Origin of the sequence: Paenarthrobacter sp. NPDC018779 (assembly GCF_044391085.1) — a bacterium.
Lineage (GTDB): Bacteria > Actinomycetota > Actinomycetes > Actinomycetales > Micrococcaceae > Arthrobacter.
The window spans coordinates 1-16777 of the sequence record NZ_JBIRZS010000024.1 but is presented as its reverse complement, the minus strand read 5'-3'; the positions used below and the strand labels follow the sequence as shown (position 1 = coordinate 16777).

Here is a 16777-nt window from a genome sequence, read left to right as displayed (position 1 = left end):
GTCTACGGCGTGCCGAAGCCTGCGTCGGTCAGGACCTTCTTGCCTTCGGCGCTGGTTACGGCCGCGATGAAGGCCTTGGCCAGGTCCTTGTTCTTGCTGGCTCCTACCGTCGCGATCGGGTAGGTGTTGACGGCCTTGTCCGACTCGGGGAACGGGATGCCCTTCACCTTGTCGCCAGCGGTCTTGACGTCCGTGACGTACACCAGTCCGGCGTCGGCTTCCTGGGAGGTGACCTTGCCCAGGACATCGGTTACGGAGGATTCTTCACTGACCGGGGCCAGCGTGGTGCCTGTAGCCTTTTCGATGGTCTCTGTCGCGGAACCACAAGGGACCTGCGGGGCGCAGACAACGACCTTCACGCCGGACTTGGCGAGGTCGCCAAAGCTTGCGATGTTGGCCGGGTTCGACGGCGGGACCGCGATCTCCAGGACGTTCGTAGCGAAGTTGGTGACAGATCCCTCGACCTGCTTCGCGTCCGAGAGCTTGGTCATGTTCTTCGTGTCGGCGGAGGCGAAGACATCGGCCGGGGCGCCTTGGGTGATCTGGGTGACCAAGTCCGAGGAACCGGCAAAGTTCAGTGTCACCTTGGTGCCCGGGTTGGCGGCCTCGAAGTCCGAGGCGATCTTGGTGAACGTGGACTTCAGCGACGCTGCGGCGAACACGGTCACGGTGCCGGAGAGCTTGGTGCCTTCGGAGGCTGTGCTGCTGGAGGCCGGTGTGGCGTTGCCGCCGCAGCCTGCAAGGCCGGCGGCGAGAGCTCCGGCTGCCAGCAGTGTGGTGATGATCTTGGGGGCGTTCCTCATATGACGCTCTTTCCTTGGGGCGTTTCGATGATGACTGTGGTGGCTTTGACCACGGCGGTGGCCACTGAGCCAAGTTCCAGTCCGAGTTCCCGGACGGCTTCGCTGCTCATGAGGGATACGACCCGGAAGGGGCCGCACTGAAGCTCCACCTGCGCCATGACCTTGTCTGCCGTAATTCCTGTCACCAGTCCGACGAAGCGGTTTCGGGCAGAACGGCCGATGTTGGTGGGGTCGTCAGGCAGTTGCGCCTGTTCACGTGCAAGACGTGCGAGTTCGAGTCCGTCCACCGTCAGGCGGCCGGAATCGTCCTTGAGCGGCGTGAGGGTCCCGTTTTCGGTCCATCGCCGCACGGTGTCGTCACTGACGCCCAGGAAGCGCGCTGCTTCAGAGACTCGTATTTTGGTCATGGATCCACAATAGATCCTCGAATGCGGAAGTTTTTAGTCGATAGCTCCGCAAATCCGAATGTGACCAGGATGTGGTGGCTGAGGCTGGCCGTCAGTCGTTGGCGCGCCCGTGCTGCAGTCCTGTAGCGAAGCCGATGGTCACAGGTACGGGTTCCGGGTTTCCGCAGCACGCATCCGCAGCATCGCCGGAGTCAGTTGGCAAGCTGGTGGAGCAGACGCCGGTTTCGGGGAGTTCGAGTTCCAGTGCGTCGGCCGCGGCAGTATCGCCGGCGAGCGCTGCAGCGATTGACCGTACCTGCTCGTAGCCGGTTGCCATGAGGAAGGTGGGTGCGCGACCGTAGGACTTCATCCCGGCCAGGTAGAAGTCCTTCTCGGGTTGGGCGAGCACCCTGGCCCCGTGCGGAGGGACGGTGCCGCAGCCGTGGAAGTCCGGGTCAATCAGCGGGCCCAGGGCCTTTGGCGCGTCAACGGCTGGGTCGAGGTCCAGTCGCAGCTCGGACAGGATGGAGAGGTCGGGGCGGAAGCCGGTAGCCGCAATGACCCGGTGGACGTTAAGTGCACGCCCGTCCGCCGAGTGGACGGTCACGCCGTCGTCGGTTGTTTCGATGCGGTCCGTGCGGAAGCCGGTCAGGAGCTGGACCGAGCCGGTCTCGACGGCGGTGCGCAGCCGGGTGCCGAGCTGTCCGCGGGCGGGCAGCTCGTCGGCGTTCTTGCCGCCGTACGCACGGGCAGGGGTCGCCGCGCGGATGGCCCAGAGGACTTCCGTGCCGGGGTTGGTGCGGCTCAGCCGGGCCAGGTCCAGGACCATGTTCGCGGCAGAGTGGCCCGAACCGACCACCAGGGTACGGTGGCCTGCGAACCCGGGAACCGTGACATCGGGCAGGGGAGTAGTGACCCCTCCGGTGGCCCGGGCCTCGGACTCTCCGGGAGCAGCAAGGCCTGAAGATCCCAACGGAGCGGGCGAATCCCATGTCCCGGAGGCGTCGATCACGGCCCGCGCACGGATTTCGGTGAGTTCGCCGCTGTTGAGCTTCACCTGCAGGAGGAACGGTGTTTCCTCCCTGCCCTGGCTGCGCCCTTTGTCCATTCCGTCGCGGGTCACCGCGATGACCCGTGCTCCGGTCCGGATCCGGTGCTGCAATTCGGCTGTCGCGGCCAGTGGTTCCAAGTACTGCGACACGATCTCATGGCCGTAGGGGAGCGCAGTGGGACGCGGGGCCTCCCAGCCGGCGGCCTCAAGCAGGCGCACGGCTGCCGGGTCGAGGTTGTATTTCCAAGTGGAGAACAACCGGATGTGCCCCCAGTCCCGGATGGCGGAGCCGACGCCTGGTCCTGCTTCCAGGACCAGGGGTTCCAGCCCCCGTTCAAGCAAGTGTGCGGCGGCAGCCAAACCGACAGGCCCGGCGCCGATCACTGCGACAGGCAGTGCTTCCAGAGCGGTCATGGCTGTGTCCCCTACTTCCCGGTTGAGGGAGCCAGGGAGGCGATCAGCGCCTCAACCCGGCCCTTGATTTCGTCGCGGATTGGACGGACGGATTCGACGCCCTTTCCGGCAGGGTCTTCGAGGACCCAGTCCTCGTAGCGTTTGCCGGGGAAGTAGGGGCATTCGTCGCCGCAGCCCATGGTGATGACGACGTCGGAATCCTGGACAGCCGCGGTGGTGAGGACTTTCGGGATCTCGGCTGACATGTCGATGCCCACCTCGGCCATGGCCTCGACGGCGGCCGGGTTGACCTGCTCGGCGGGCTGCGAGCCGGCAGAGCGGACCTCAATGGCCCCGCCGGAAAGGGTGGTGAGGTAGGCGGCGGCCATTTGGGAGCGGCCGGCATTGTGGACGCAGACGAACAGGACAGAGGGCTTGTTGCTCATGCGAGCACCTTTCGGTCAGCCGCGATATCCGCGGAAGCGCTGGGAACGGGGTAGAGGAAGCGAATCAGGGCAAACCCAAGAACGCCGCCGGCGAGTTGGGCCAGGATGAATCCCGGGGCGGAGGCCGGGGCGATCCCGGAGAAGGTATCGGTGATGGTCCGGGCGATCGTGACGGCGGGGTTGGCGAAGCTGGTGGATGAGGTGAACCAGTAGGCGGCCGTGATGTATCCGCCGACGGCAAAGGCCACCCGGTCTGCCCTGCCGGAACGAACCGTTCCGAAGACAATGACCAGTAGCCCGGCGGTAGCGATCACTTCAGCCAGCCAAAGACCCGGACCGGAGCGTTCGTGGGTCGATATGGAGGCCGCATCCAACCCGAACATCAGGTTCGCTGTGACCGTCCCCGTCAAACCACCAAGAACCTGAGCCGAGGCCAGCACAGCCGCAGTCCGGGTGTCGATCATCCCCAAGGCACGTTCGACGAACGTCACCACGGGATTGAACGACGCCGAAACCGGCTGGAGTGCCAGGACCAGTGCGAGCAGTGCGGCGCCGGTGGCGAGGCTGTTCTGCAAAAGCTGCAGTCCGACGTCGTTCGGTGACAGTCGGGAAGCCATCACGCCCGAGCCAACCACGGCCATCACCAGAAACGCGGTGCCGAGAAACTCAGCCGCGGCGCGCCTGCCCGGCACATTCGTCACGCGGCCTGCCCGCCGATCAGGGCTGCCAGGTTCTGCAATGCCTCGGTCCGTGCCTTGTAGTAAACCCACACCCCACGCTTCTCGCGATCCAACAAGCCCGCCTCATGCAGCACTTTCAGATGGTGGCTGATGGTGGGCTGCGACAACTCAAAGGCATCGTTGAGGTCGCACACGCACGCCTCGCCGCCCTCGTGGGAGGCAACAAGGGACATCAGCCGCAACCGAACCGGGTCGGCCAGCGCCTTAAACAGCGCGGCTACACCCTCGGCTTCGCTTTCGGACAGGGGCTCCCTGGCCAGGGGCGAGCAGCAGGCGACGGTCTGAACCGGGGTCAGTTCCAAGGACATAGACACATGTAAATATTTACACTCATCTATGTTCCGGGCAACACCTGTTTTGTCGGTGGTCCGCAGTACAGTTGGTATTATTCGAATATTTGTTCGAATAATACCGTGTTGAACCAGCCTAAGGCCGGGTTCATGTGCTACCGCCGGAAGGGGTCCCATGTCCAAACCAGCCCTCATGCGCCGGATGCAGGAAATCGCCCACGTGGACATCAACTGCTTCTACGCATCAGCCGAGCGCGCCTTCAATCCGGCGCTCGAGGGCAAGCCGCTCATAGTCCTCTCCAACAACGACGGCTGTGCGGTGACCAGGTCGCCGGAGGCCAAGAAGCTCGGGATCGGCGTGGGGGACCCGTGGTTCAAGATCGCCCCGCGGGCCAAGGAATGGGGACTCATCGCGATGTCCAGCAACTACGAGTTGTACGGCGACATCAGCCTGCGCGTCATGGAACTCTTGCGGCGATACTCGGCGTGGCAGGAGGTGTATTCCATCGATGAAGCCTTCCTGGGGGTGAAGGGCAGCCCGGAGCACCTCCTGGATCTCGGACGGACCATCAAGGAAGCGTGCCGCAAGCATGTGGGCGTGCCGGTGTGTGTAGGCATCGCGCCCACCAAGACCCTGGCCAAGCTCGCCAACAAGTGGGCCAAGCACAATCCCGCGTTCAACGGCGTGTGCCGCTGGGATTCCGTGCCGGCAGATCAACGCGAGGCGCTCATGTCGCGGTTGTCAGTCATCGAAATCTGGGGGATAGCCACGCGGCTCACCAAGCGGCTGAACGCCATCGGGATCTTCTCCATCCTGGACTTGGTGCGGGCGGACCCCGTGAAACTGCGCGACAAGTTCTCGATCGTCGTGATGCGCACCGTGCTGGAACTGCAGGGTACGCCGTGCATCCCCATGGAAGAGGAACAGATCGGGCGGGACCAGTTGATTTTCTCCCGCTCCTTCTCGACGCCGATTACGACGGCGGCGCAGTTGCGGCAGGTGCTCAGCGTCTATGGCCAGATGGCCAGTGCCCGCCTTGCAAAGCATGACCTGCAAGCCAAACTGCTCACGGCCTACGCGGCAACCTCCGTGTATAACCCGAACGACAAATCCTTCCCGACCGTCACCGTCAGGTTGCCCATGCCGACGTCGGATCCTGTGCTCCTGACCAAGGCAGCGCACGCTCTGGTGCCCAAGTTCCAGGAAGGGACCAAGTACGCGAAGGCGGGGATTATGGTCACGGACCTGCGGCCCACCGGCAACCAGAAACCGTTGGAAATCTTCGAGAACCGTCACGAGGAACGGGGGATCGGTCCGCTCCTGGAACAGGTCAGCAAACGCTACGGCCGCGGCTCCATCGGCTTGGGGCATGCAGGCATTCGTGGCGGCCCGGATTGGTCCATGAAGCGCGGCCTGCTGAGCCCCCGCTACACCACCCGCTGGGACGAACTGCCCCTGGTGAAGGCAGCCTGAAGTGAACGGTGGCGCAGCGGGATGCAAGAAAGGACTACGCCCGCAGACGGTACCCGCGCTTGACCACGGTTTCCACGAGCTTGCCATCGGGCAGCGAGGAGCGCAGCCGGCTGACCGTCATGTCCAGGGCGTGCACCGAACCGCGGAGGTCCAGCAAATCGGACAGCGCTTCGCGGGACAGCACCGCTCCACCGGCGCCAAGAAGCGCCCGCAGCAACAGCAACGGGGCAGGCGCCAGTTCCACCACCTCACCGTTGATCCGCAGGCAACGCCCGCGCAGCTCGATGGTGGCACTCTTGGTCTCCAGGCGGCGCACATGATTAAGCGACAGATGCTCGGTGACCAGGCGGATCAGGGCACCCATGCGGTACCTGTCCGGGATGAGTGGCGTCAGCCCGGCGTCGACCAATGGCTGGGCGGTGACAGGCCCGACGGCGGCGACCGTCACCGGTCCCTTGAGGGCCTCGATGAGTTGGCGGTACAGGCCCATCTCGTGCGCCGTGCTCCACATCGCGTCAACTGCGGGGGCACTGGTGAACGTCAGGACATCCAGGTTCCCGTTGACCACGGCTTCGATCAGGCGCGGCAGCTTGTCCTCGCCGTCGGGCTTCACCCACCGGTAGGGCGTCACGGTCAGCACCGTGGCCCCGGACATCCGGAGCCGCTCAAGCTGGCGCACATCCGTGTAGCCGTGAAGCTGCACCGCCACGGTCTTGCCGCGCACGCCTTCCGCGAGGAGCATGTCCACCAGCGTGGCGGTGGTTTCGTCGCTGCTGATTCCGACGTCGGCAAGCCCCGCCGCGCGGACGGCACCGCGCGCTTTGGGTCCCCGGACGAACATGCGGCACGCGGACAGTGTTTCCAGGAGTTGCTCGCCGATGCCGAAGGAATCCGCGGCCTCGCACCAGCGGCGCATGCCGTAGGCCGTGGTGGCGATGCAGATATCCGGCTTGGCCTCGATGATGCTCTTGGTGTCCTCGATGAGGATCAGGTCTTCCTGGACGGGAGCGATCTTCAGGGCGGGGGCATGGAGTACGCTCGCACCGCGGCGTTCCAACGCCTCGATGAGGTCCCGGGAACGGCGGTGTGAGGTGACGCCAATGCGAAAACCATCCAGCGGCAGCTCAGCGGCTTCGGTGGCCTCGGCCAAAGTCACAGCAGCTTCGAGCTCTTGTGCAACAGTCATGGGTTTACCTTCAGGCTTCAAGGAGCGAAGCCGCGAGGCGGCTCAGTTCAGCGGATGCTTCGGCATGATTGCGGTTGGCTTCAGCCACCCGGACCACCTCGCCGATGACCAGCACGGCCGGGTTGCTGCAACCGGTGGCTGCCGTTTCGATGGTACCCAGATCCGCGATGGTGGTGCGTTGGCCGGGCCGGTATCCGCGCTCCACAACAGCCATCGGCATGTCCTGTTTCATGCCCGCGCGGCGCAGGCCGGCGGCAAGCTGGGGGAGCGTGCCGATGCCCATCAGGACCACGATGGTTCCGCCGAGGCCGGCCAGGTGGGTGTGCTCCTTCTCCGTGAGCGGCGCGTGGCCGGAAACCACGGTGAACATGTGGCTTACTTCCCTGTGGGTTACCGGAATTCCGGCAGCGGCAGGGACGGAGATGGCGCTGGTAACACCGGAGATCACACGGACGGGAACACCAGCTGCAACACAGGCTGCCACTTCCTCGCCGCCGCGGCCGAAGACGTACGGATCGCCGCCCTTGAGCCGGACAACATTCTTTCCGCGGAGCGCGGCTTCCACCATGAGTTTTTCGATGTCACGCTGCGTCACCTTGTGGTGGCCGGGCTGCTTTCCGACGTCCACCAGGTCGGCGGAGGTCAGCGTCGCCAACTCCTGGTACGGGGCCAGCCTGTCGTAGAACACCACGTCGGCATCCCGCAAGGCATCCACCGCGCCAACCGTCAGCAGGTCCAGTGCACCCGGACCACCGCCCACCAACGTCACGTGCCCTTCCAGGCCCGGTGCGGGTTCGTGGGCCACGGGGATTCCGGCTTCGCGGCAGCGTTCCAGCAGCGGCAGCCAGCCGGTACCGCCGTCGTCCACTACTGCCACCAGAAACGGGCGCACGGTGAGGGGACCGTCGAAGACGATGTCCGTTGGCGTGCTGAGCCGGTGCACCACGGCGCCGGCAGCCTGGTAGCGGCGGACCGCCTGGCGGGAAACAGTATCGGAACCGGTGACCAGGACGTCCCGGCCGGTGAGGTCGATGGTGAGCTGCATGGATTCCCCCTAGTTGTCTGCCGTGACGGCGCTGCGGACCGGAATGGTGGAAGCGATGAGCACGCCACCCTTTTCCTCGTTGGTTGCCGGGCGGATCTGGCCACGCTCCGGAACGAAGGAGATGGACTCGTCCTTCTGGTTGGGAGCGTTGACGAAGGAACGGAAACGGCGCAGGCGCTCCGGGTCCTTCAGGGTCTCGGCCCACTCGTCCTCGTAGGTGTCGATGTGCTTGGACATGGCCGCCTCAAGCTCCTCGGCGATGCCCAGGGAGTCGTTGACCACCACTTCCTCCACGTGCTTCAGGCCGCCGTCGAGCTCTTCCTGCCAACGGGCCGTGCGCTGCAGGCGGTCCGCCGTGCGGATGTAGTACATGAGGTAGCGGTCGATGTACTTGATGAGCGTCTCGTCGTCCAGGTCCTTGGCCAGCAGCTGGGCGTGGGCCGGGGTGGCACCACCGTTGCCGCCGACGTACAGGTTCCAGCCATCGGCCGTGGCGATCACGCCAACGTCCTTGCCGCGGGCTTCGGCGCATTCACGGGCGCAACCGGAAACACCCATCTTCAGTTTGTGCGGGCTGCGGAGGCCGCGGTAGCGCAGTTCCAAGGCGATCGCCATCTGCACGGAGTCCTGGACGCCGAAGCGGCACCAGGTGGAACCAACGCAGGACTTTACGGTGCGCAGGCTCTTGCCGTAGGCCTGTCCGGATTCGAAACCGGCGTCCACCAGTTCCTTCCAAATGTCCGGGAGTTGCTCCAGGCGGGCGCCGAACATGTCGATGCGCTGGCCGCCGGTGATCTTCGTGTAGAGGCCGTACTTCTCGGCAACTGCGGCGATGACGCCAAGGCCCTTCGGCGTGATCTCTCCGCCGGCGATGCGGGGAACCACCGAGTAGGTGCCGTCCTTCTGCATGTTCGCCAAAGCGCGGTCGTTGGTGTCCTGCAGGGTGCCGCGGCCGGCATCGAGCACGTAGGCGGAGTGCTGGCTGGCCAGGATGGAGGCAATGGTCGGCTTGCAGATATCGCAGCCGGCGCCCGTGCCGTACTTGGCCATGATGTCCTCGAAGGACGTCAGCTCCAGGACCCGGATGGCGTCGAAGAGCTCCTGGCGGGACAGGCTGATGTGCTCGCAGAGGGCCTTGGAGACCTCGATGCCGGACTTCTTGAGTTCGCCTTCGAGGAGCTTCTTCAGCATAGGAACACAGGAACCGCACTGGGTACCGGCGCGGGTGCAGCCTTTGAGCTCGCCCAGTTCCTGCACGGGAGCGTTGCCTTCGCAGGCGCCGCAACCGTTGATGGCGTCGCGGATGGACCCGGCGGCCACGTTGTTGCAGGAGCACAGGATGGCATCGTCCGGCAGTTCCGTTTCCGGAGCCTCGCCGCCACCGGCAGCGCTCAGGTAGGCGCCCGGTTCGGCCGGAAGCTCGCGGCCCAGGAGCGGGCGCAGGCTCATGTAAGGGGAAGCGTCGCCCACGAAGATGCCGCCCAGCAGGGTCTTGGCGTCATCCGTGGTGACAATCTTCTGGTAAACGCCTCGGGCGGGATCGGCGTACACGATTTCCAGGGAGTGCTCCGTCTTGGCGAACGCGTCGCCGAAGCTGGCCACGTCCACGCCGGACAACTTCAGCTTGGTGGCCGTATCGAAGCCCGGGAACGTTGCTTCGCCACCGTGCAGGCGGTCTGCGACGATCTCGGCCATGGTGTTCGCCGGAGCCACCAGGCCCAGGCACATGCCGCCGAAGTTGGCCACCTCACCAATGGCCCAGATGCCGTCAACCTCGGTGGCGCAGAAGTCGTTGATCACCACGCCGCCGCGCTGGCCCAGGCTGAAGAGCTGCTCTTCGCCCTCGGCGGCGCGGAACAAGTCATCCCGGGGCTTCACGCCGATCGCGACGATCACGAGGTCCGCCGGGATGGTGCGGCCGTCCGCCATCAAGACTCCGGTGACCTGGCCGTCGTCGTCCGCCAGTACCTCGGACGGGAACACGCCACCGTGGACCTCGAAGCCTTTGGCCTCGATCAACCGTCCCAGGGCTTGGCCGGCGCCTTCGTCCAACTGCGTGTTCATGAGCCACGGCGAGCCGTTGATAACCACCGGCGTGGCACCGAGCTGTTCGGTTCCGGCAGCGGACTCAAGGCCCAGCAAGCCGCCGCCGATGGTGACGGCGTTAACCTTGCGGCCCAGCTTGTCGCCGAGCTCGGCGATCGCCTTGTTGATGGCCCACACGTCTTCCAGCGTGCGGTACACGTGGGTGTGTTCGGCGCCGGGAATCGGCAGGCGGGCTGCGTCCGAACCGGAAGCGACTACCAGCTCGTCGTATTCGTACTTGTTGCCGGCGGCGGTGAGGACGGTCTTGGCGACCGTGTCTACCTTGATGGCGCGCTCGCCGGTCTTCAGGGCCAGGGCCTCGTGGTCCCACATGGACGCGTCACCGAGGGTGAGGTCAACATCTGTTTCGGTCAGGGCCTTGCTCAACGCCACGCGGTCGTAGGGGAGGTGGGCTTCCTCGGTGAGGACGGTAACCTGCCAGCCATCGAGTCCGCGGTTGTACATGGCGTCGGTAAAACGGTGGGCAGCAGGGCCGCCTCCGACCACGACGATGCGGCGCGGGTTCTCTGTGCTTGAAGTGTGTCCGGTCACTGGTGGGCCTTTCGCAAATGTTGCAGACAGGTCTCCGCAACTTGTGGAATCAGCCTAGGGAAGGGCAGTTTCACTTCAGTTTCCCGTTTGTTTCGTGATCTTAACTTCTGCATCACGAACTCATTTCGCGGGGCGTGAGGTCTCTTTTACGCGCTGGACACAAAGCCTGACACCCGTTGAAACACCCGGGTCCTAGCTTTGAGGAGTGGCCGCAAGCGTGGCCTGGTCCGGGGGAGTGACGGTGGAAAGTGCCCGCACCCGGACGCAGCGAGAGGGGCTGACATGACCGTAATTCTTGACCGCGCAGAGGACCTGTCCATCACCGGCACCTGGCATCGTGTATGCCCGGTGGACGAGCTCGAGCTGGCGTGGGGCGAGGCAGCATTGATCGAGGGCCGGCAGGTGGCATTGTTCCGCACCGCCCCGGGTGAGGTTTTCGCCGTCGCACAGCAGGATCCGGCAACGTTCGCCAACGTGATGGCACGCGGCATCATCGGCTCCCGGGGAGCGCGGCCCACCATAGCCTCGCCGCTGCACAAGGAGGTCTACGACCTTGAGACCGGCGAGTGCTTCACGCACCCGGAACTGACGCTCGCCACGTATGCCACCCGATTGGTGGACGGCTACATCGAGGTTGAGCTCTAGAGTCCCAGCGCTTCGCGGACATCCCTGAGGACATCGTCCAGGGATGTCCGTGCCGCTTGGCGGGCTGCGGGAAGTTCCGCCGCCGACTCCACGGGCTGGATGACCTCCAGATAGCACTTCAGTTTGGGCTCGGTGCCGCTGGGCCTGATGATCACGCGGCTCTGGTCCTTGGTCAGGTACAGCAGCCCGTCCGTGGGCGGCAACGTTTCGCTTCCTGCCGCGAGGTCCGTGAAAACCTCGACGACGGAGCCTCCAAACGCTGCCGGCGGGGTGACCCGCAAGCGGTTCATCATGGCATCCAGCAGCCCCAGGTCCGCCACGCGGATGCTGAGTTGGTCGCTCGCGTGCAGGCCATGGACCAAGTACAGCTCATCCAAGGTATCGAAGATGGTTTTGCCTTCGGCTTTGGCTGCAGCCGCGAGCTCGGCGATGAGCACAGCGGCGGAGATGCCGTCCTTGTCCTTCACCAGCTCAGGCGCCACGCAGTAGCCCAGCGCTTCCTCATATCCGTAGACCAGGCCGGGGACGCGCGAAATCCACTTGAACCCCGTGAGCGTTTCCTCGTGGTCGTAGCCTGCGGCCGAGGCAATGCGGGACAGCAGCCTGGAAGAGACGATCGAGTTGGCAAAGACGCCCTCGCGCGGTTCGTCTCCGGTACCTGCTGCCAGCCGGGCCACCACGTGCGCACCCAGGAGGGCACCGACTTCGTCGCCGCGCAGCATGCGCCATTCACCCGTCGCGGGGTCCAACGCGGCAACCGCCGCCCGGTCGGCGTCGGGGTCGTTGGCCAGGACGATGTCCGCCCCTACCTCCGCGGCCTTGGCGAGCGCCAGATCCAGCGCCCCCGGTTCTTCCGGATTCGGGAAGGCAACCGTGGGGAAGTCCGGATCCGGTTCGGCCTGTTCGGCCACCAAGGTCACGTCAGCGAAGCCGGCCGCGTTGAGCACGGAAACGGCCGTTTCCCCGCCCACCCCGTGCATGGGGGTGAGGACGATCTTGAGGTCCCGTGCCGGGAAGTGGTCCCGGTCCACCAAGCCCGCCATGGCGGCCTGATAGTCCGTGGCGATGGATTCGGGCAGCACGGTCCAGCCGCTGCCGGCCAGTTCGATCGTGTCCAGCGTGCCCACCGCGGCGATCTTTGCGGCGATTTCCGCATCGTAGGGTGCCACGATCTGCGCACCACGTCCGCTTTCGGCCACCGCGTGCCGTCCCAGGTACACCTTGTAACCGTTGTCCTGCGGCGGGTTGTGGCTGGCTGTGACCATGACGCCGCCGTCGCAATCCAGCGCGCGGACCGCGTAGGCGAGGATCGGCGTCGGGAGTGCTGCGGGCATAAGGAACGCGTCGATGCCGGCGGCAGTGAAGATCGCCGCCGTTTCCTGTGCGAAAATGTCTGAGTTGTAGCGGGCATCAAAGCCGACGACGGCGCGAGGCCGGGTTCCCGGGGAAGCTGCGGCGACGGTTTCGCGAAGGAATGCTGCCAGGCCTGCCGCAGCCCGGCGCACCACCACGCGGTTCATGCGGTTTGGTCCGGGGCCAAGGGCGGCACGGAGACCGGCGGTGCCGAACTGCAACGTGCCGTTGAAGCTGTCTTCCAGTTCCTGGGCTGCTCCGGCATCGCCGTCTCCGGCAAGGGCTGCGAGCTCCAGGAGGGCGGCCGACGTCGCGGGGTCGGGGTCCTGGGAAGCCCAGGCGTGGGCGTCGTCAATCAGTTGTCCAAGTGCGGCATCGCTCGATGTCATAAGCACAAAACTATCCTCATTGCCCATGCCAAAGGCAACGCGGGGTCAGATACGGCCCATGAAAAGGGTCGTAATGGGCCGTATCTGACCCCGCCTTGCTCTAGAGGGTGCGGGAGCGGATCGAGAAGGATGTATCGCCGTCGGTACTGAAAACGGAGGTCCCGGTGTGGTCCCAGCCGGGGAAGAACGTATCCGTGATCACGGCGGCCCCGTCCTGCGCGAAGACCTCCACCGACGACGTATCGACCAGGATCCGCAGGCGCACCTTGTTGCCGACTGCAGGCACGCGCACCTGGTGATAGGGACTGAACTTTTCCGAAAAGTTGGTGGTCCCGGCCTTCGAGCGGTCAACTTTCAGGGTGCCTGTCTCCTTCTCGTAGGAGATGCGGAGTCCATCCTTGCCGTCGGCGGAATGACGGAGCAGGATGCCGGCTTCGCGCGCGGACCCCAAGTCCAGTTCAACGTCAAGTAGTTGGCTGCGGCCTTCGAAATCGGAGCCGAGCGACTCGAACCGGGAGGAGACGGTGAGGTTTTTGCTCTTCAGCTCACCGCACTCCAGGGTCTCCAAGGCCGTCGCTGCAATGCCCGAGCGCAACTCGTACCGCTTTTCACCGCGGACCAAGGTGAGCTCCCGCGGAATCGCCATGGCACCACGCCACGGCGTGGTGGGGACGTCCTGGGCGTAGTCCCAGTTGCCCATCCAGCCCAGAAGCACCGGTTTGTCGCCCGGAGCGCCGGAAATGGAGTTGGCGGCGTAATAGTCGGCGCCGTGATCCAGCCACTGGGACTCTTCCAGGGGAGCATCGGGGGCCGCTGCGTTTTCGGCAACGAACCGCGTGCCGTCGAACTCGCCGACGAAGTACTGCATGCCGGAGCCGCCTGCGATACCGCCCGGATTCATGCTCAGCAGCATGACCCACTTCTTGGCCGTGGAGCCTTCAACGTTCATCTGCAGCAGCTCAGGCACTTCCCAGAGCCCGCCCTGCGCCCCGACGCCGGAGAAATCACTGAGGAACTCCCAATGCAGGAGGTTGGTGGATTTGAAGATCTTCACCACTTGGGCGTCGGCCACCACGGTGGTCATCACCCAGTAGTTGCCGGGTTCGTACCAAGTGATTTTGGGGTCCCTGAAATTGTTGTTGCTCGGCGCGAGGTTCAGCACAGGGTTGCCGCGGTGCTTCTCCCACGTGGTTCCGCCGTCCAGGCTGAAGGCCACGGATTGTGCCTGCGTTCCCTGCGGCAGCGCTCCATGCTTCCCGTAGGCGCTGGTATAGAGGGCAACCATGGGCGGGTTCTTGGCAGACCCGAGTCCGGAAGCGTTGTTCGAGTCCACCACGATGCACCCGGAGAAGATTTCTTCGTCCTCGCTGGCTTCCATGGCCAGGGGTTGCTGCTCCCAGTGCACCAGGTCCTTGCTGGTGGAGTGCCCCCAGGACATGTTGCCCCAGGAATTTGCCCGGGGGTTGTGCTGGTAGAAGGCATGGTAGGTCCCGTTCGCGTAGACCAGGCCGTTGGGATCGTTGAGCCAGTTCTTTTCCGCGGTCAGGTGGACGGCCGGACGCCACGGTTCCGAAGCGGAAGGTCGTGGACCGCTGGTGGTGGGAACCGCCGTCGGGCTTTCCGCGTCGCGGGGCGCTGTGCACGAGGCGGCTGAGAAGGAAACCACGACGGCGGCACTTGCCGCGAGCAATTGGCGGCGGGAGAGACGGGGGCTGGGGGTGTTGGGGGTGGGGTAAACCATGGGGAAATCCTGGGGGTTGGGGGGTGGCGGGGGTGCGCCCGGCTCGTGGCCGAGCGCACCCCTGCCGGGGCCTTATGGGCCAGGTATTACTGGAGCGCCGGTCCTACTTGTAGAGGCCCTCGCCGCCAACGCGCACGTTGGTGGGCAAGTAGCCGAACGGACCGAGGCCGTTCTTGCCAAAGCTGCGGTCAACCTGCGTCACGCCGCCCTGGAAGTTCATCTTCACCGTGGGGGAGAGCGAACCGCCGCGGACGCCGTCCACGTTGTCGATGAACGACTGGACCAAACCGCCAGGCTGCACGTAGTGCGAGTAAGCCTGGAACTGGCGGCCGTTCTGGCGCGGGTCCGGGCCTTCCGGCGCGTTGGCCGGCATGTTCAGGTCAGTCGGCGAACCGAGGGCCAGGCCGCTGTTGTTCACGGGCTGGTAGTCGGAGCGGACGCCGTTGCCGACGAAGCCATACACGCCATCAGGGCCGCGCATCCCATCCGCGTAGGTGAACTGGTGGCTGATGGTGAACAGGTAGTACTTGTTCTTGCCGTTCTCGTTCTGGATGAAGATCTGCGGACGCTCGGTCTGGTCGTTGACGCAGTTGGCGGACAGGATCGGGGGCAGGAAGCTCCACTTGGTCAGGTCCTTGTTGTCCGCCACGGCCAAGCCCACGTTTGCCGTCTGGTACCACGCGCCGGTGGTGCTGTTGACTTGGTCCACGGTCTCAGCGTTGGGATCGCCCGGGCGGTAACCCAGGTCTTCCTGCTTGCACTTGTAGGAGCCGCGGGTTCCGCCAGTGTTGCCCTCGAAGACCATGAAGGTCTTGCCCGGGTGCGCCGGGTCAGCGAACGTGTACGGGTCACGGAAGGCGAAGCCCGGGTTCTGGGCCTTGTTCTGGTAGAGCTTTCCGTCCGGCTCAAGCAGCTTGGTGTGCTGGAAGCCGTCAAAGCTCACGCCGTTCTTGTCGGCGTGGATCTTGCCCAGTGCCTTGGCGATGACGGCGTCGGGTGCGATCCCGCCACCGCCGGCGTTGCGTTCCTTGACGTCGTAGAACGTGGTTGCCGTGTAGAAGACGTTGATCTTGTTGCCCTGCATGAGGCGCGTGGAGCCGGACCATTCCGTGTTGCCGATGGACGTGTTGTCCAGGAACAGGTGCCCGCCGTAATTCCACTTGTCCTTGGCCGGATCGGCGTTGGTCTTGCGGAAGAAGTAGCCGATCCGGGCGTTCCAGTGGCGCTGGTCGAAGCCGTAGCCTGCGTGCCGGTCAGCCACCAGGGAGAAGATGACGTCCCAGCCCTTGTAGCTGATCTGGTTGGCGTTCTCGTCGGTCAGGGACCAGGTGTCCCACACCCACACGTCGTCGTTCATGGCCGGAAAGTCCTTGGGGATTTCCGGCATGGTGACGTTGGGGCTCATGGAGTTCTGGCCGGGAGCCACGTTGGGGTTGCTCTGGGCCATGATCTGCTTGGCGTCGGCGCGGGTCCACTTGGAGGTGAAGTCCGCTGCCGGATCGTAGGCCTGCTGCGTGTGGTTCGACGGCAGCGGGAAGCCGGGCGTGGGTGCCGGCATGGTGCTCGACGGCGGATCGGCCGGCAGGTTGGCCTGTGCGGCCGGCGTGACAAGGAGGATGCCACCGGCGACGCCGACTGCTGCTGCGATGGCTGTTGCCTTGCGCAAGCGGCGTCTTGGCCGTGTTGGGGTTGAGTGCGTGTTCATGCTTGCTCTTCTCGCGGAGTGTTGGACTTCGTGGAGTTGCTGCTCGAGTCCGGCGTCCGCTCGATCCGCTGGTGGCGTCTTCGAGGGACGCCATCGTTTCGAGGTGCGGCGGCCCTTCCTGAGGCGCTCGCCGCTGGTGCTCCGGCACGTCGACTTACCGGGGCACGTTCCACGCTAAACACGTGTCAGGTGCCAAAGCAAAGCCTGTTTCGAGGGCTTCGGCGGGGATGTCAGACATCTGGGTGCAAGCGTTTACATTGCCAACACGCGCGCGTGCCATGCTTGGTGCAGGAGGGTCAAATGTTTCGCTTTAAAACAGACTTATTCTGCGAATTTACTGTGCGTTTACACGGGTGCCATGTGACTGGACGGCCGGGCTCCAGTCACGTATCCCCGCACCCAACTAATACGAAAGTATTGGTGGGTTAGGCTGCGGTGACCGGGGTGATGGTGACGTTGTAGCCGAGGTTGTTGAGTTGTTTGATGGCGCGGT

The 16777-nt window shown here is 64.8% G+C and carries 14 protein-coding genes; 2 read left to right on the top strand and 12 right to left on the bottom strand.

Features of this window, described 5'->3' with window-relative positions; all coding sequences use genetic code 11:
- Positions 1-2: 2 nt before the first annotated feature.
- From modA to ACH488_RS18855, 6 genes are all read right to left on the bottom strand, one after another.
- Positions 3-803: a molybdate ABC transporter substrate-binding protein gene (gene modA, locus ACH488_RS18880; RefSeq protein ID WP_397326085.1), complete on the bottom strand. Its 801-nt coding sequence runs from the start codon at positions 801-803 to the stop codon at positions 3-5.
- Positions 800-1210, bottom strand: coding sequence for a molybdopterin-binding protein (locus tag ACH488_RS18875; protein ID WP_397326084.1), 411 nt, complete (start codon positions 1208-1210; stop codon positions 800-802). Before ACH488_RS18875 ends, modA begins: the two co-directional genes overlap by 4 nt.
- 91 nt (positions 1211-1301) lie before the next feature.
- The gene (locus tag ACH488_RS18870; RefSeq protein WP_397326083.1) at positions 1302-2654 is read right to left on the bottom strand and encodes an FAD-dependent oxidoreductase; all 1353 of its coding nucleotides are present in this window, start codon (positions 2652-2654) and stop codon (positions 1302-1304) included.
- Positions 2655-2665: 11 nt separating this feature from the next.
- On the bottom strand, positions 2666-3079 hold the full coding sequence (locus ACH488_RS18865; RefSeq protein WP_397326082.1) for an arsenate reductase ArsC: 414 nt from the start codon (positions 3077-3079) through the stop codon (positions 2666-2668).
- Positions 3076-3780 carry an aquaporin gene (locus ACH488_RS18860; protein ID WP_397326081.1) on the bottom strand — a complete coding sequence of 235 codons (705 nt, stop codon included), beginning with the start codon at positions 3778-3780 and terminating at the stop codon, positions 3076-3078. The genes ACH488_RS18865 and ACH488_RS18860 overlap by 4 nt, the downstream gene beginning before the upstream one ends.
- A complete protein-coding gene (locus ACH488_RS18855) occupies positions 3777-4127 on the bottom strand; it encodes a metalloregulator ArsR/SmtB family transcription factor (protein WP_397326123.1) in 351 nt (116 codons plus the stop codon). The genes ACH488_RS18860 and ACH488_RS18855 overlap by 4 nt, the downstream gene beginning before the upstream one ends.
- A gap of 157 nt (positions 4128-4284) precedes the next feature.
- Between ACH488_RS18855 and ACH488_RS18850 the strand changes: the two genes are divergently transcribed.
- Positions 4285-5583: a Y-family DNA polymerase gene (locus ACH488_RS18850; protein WP_397326080.1), complete on the top strand. Its 1299-nt coding sequence runs from the start codon at positions 4285-4287 to the stop codon at positions 5581-5583.
- A 34-nt stretch (positions 5584-5617) separates the two neighbouring features.
- On the opposite strand, the gene ACH488_RS18845 is transcribed toward ACH488_RS18850, so the two are convergent.
- Genes ACH488_RS18845 through nirB form a run of 3 tightly spaced genes read right to left on the bottom strand, consistent with a single transcriptional unit; the run spans position 5618 to position 10451 of the window.
- Complete coding sequence (locus tag ACH488_RS18845; RefSeq protein WP_397326079.1) at positions 5618-6769, bottom strand: uroporphyrinogen-III synthase; 1152 nt, start codon at positions 6767-6769, stop codon at positions 5618-5620.
- A 10-nt stretch (positions 6770-6779) separates the two neighbouring features.
- Positions 6780-7814 (bottom strand): uroporphyrinogen-III C-methyltransferase, encoded by a 1035-nt coding sequence (gene cobA, locus ACH488_RS18840; protein WP_397326078.1) that lies wholly within the window; start codon positions 7812-7814, stop codon positions 6780-6782.
- A 9-nt stretch (positions 7815-7823) separates the two neighbouring features.
- Entirely contained in the window at positions 7824-10451 is a 2628-nt protein-coding gene (gene nirB, locus ACH488_RS18835; RefSeq protein ID WP_397326077.1) for a nitrite reductase large subunit NirB, read from the bottom strand.
- Positions 10452-10733: 282 nt separating this feature from the next.
- On the opposite strand from nirB, the gene nirD reads away from it, so the two are divergent.
- Entirely contained in the window at positions 10734-11096 is a 363-nt protein-coding gene (gene nirD, locus ACH488_RS18830) for a nitrite reductase small subunit NirD (protein ID WP_397326076.1), read from the top strand.
- Here the strand turns inward: nirD and ACH488_RS18825 are convergent.
- The 3 genes from ACH488_RS18825 to ACH488_RS18815 all read right to left on the bottom strand — a co-directional run bounded on the left by ACH488_RS18825 (position 11093) and on the right by ACH488_RS18815 (position 16284).
- A complete protein-coding gene (locus tag ACH488_RS18825; RefSeq protein WP_397326075.1) occupies positions 11093-12838 on the bottom strand; it encodes a phospho-sugar mutase in 1746 nt (581 codons plus the stop codon). The genes nirD and ACH488_RS18825 overlap by 4 nt on opposite strands.
- Before the next feature lie 100 nt (positions 12839-12938).
- Complete coding sequence (locus ACH488_RS18820; protein ID WP_397326074.1) at positions 12939-14579, bottom strand: glycoside hydrolase family 32 protein; 1641 nt, start codon at positions 14577-14579, stop codon at positions 12939-12941.
- A 103-nt stretch (positions 14580-14682) separates the two neighbouring features.
- On the bottom strand, positions 14683-16284 hold the full coding sequence (locus tag ACH488_RS18815) for a glycoside hydrolase family 68 protein (RefSeq protein ID WP_397326073.1): 1602 nt from the start codon (positions 16282-16284) through the stop codon (positions 14683-14685).
- Positions 16285-16777 lie beyond the last annotated feature (493 nt).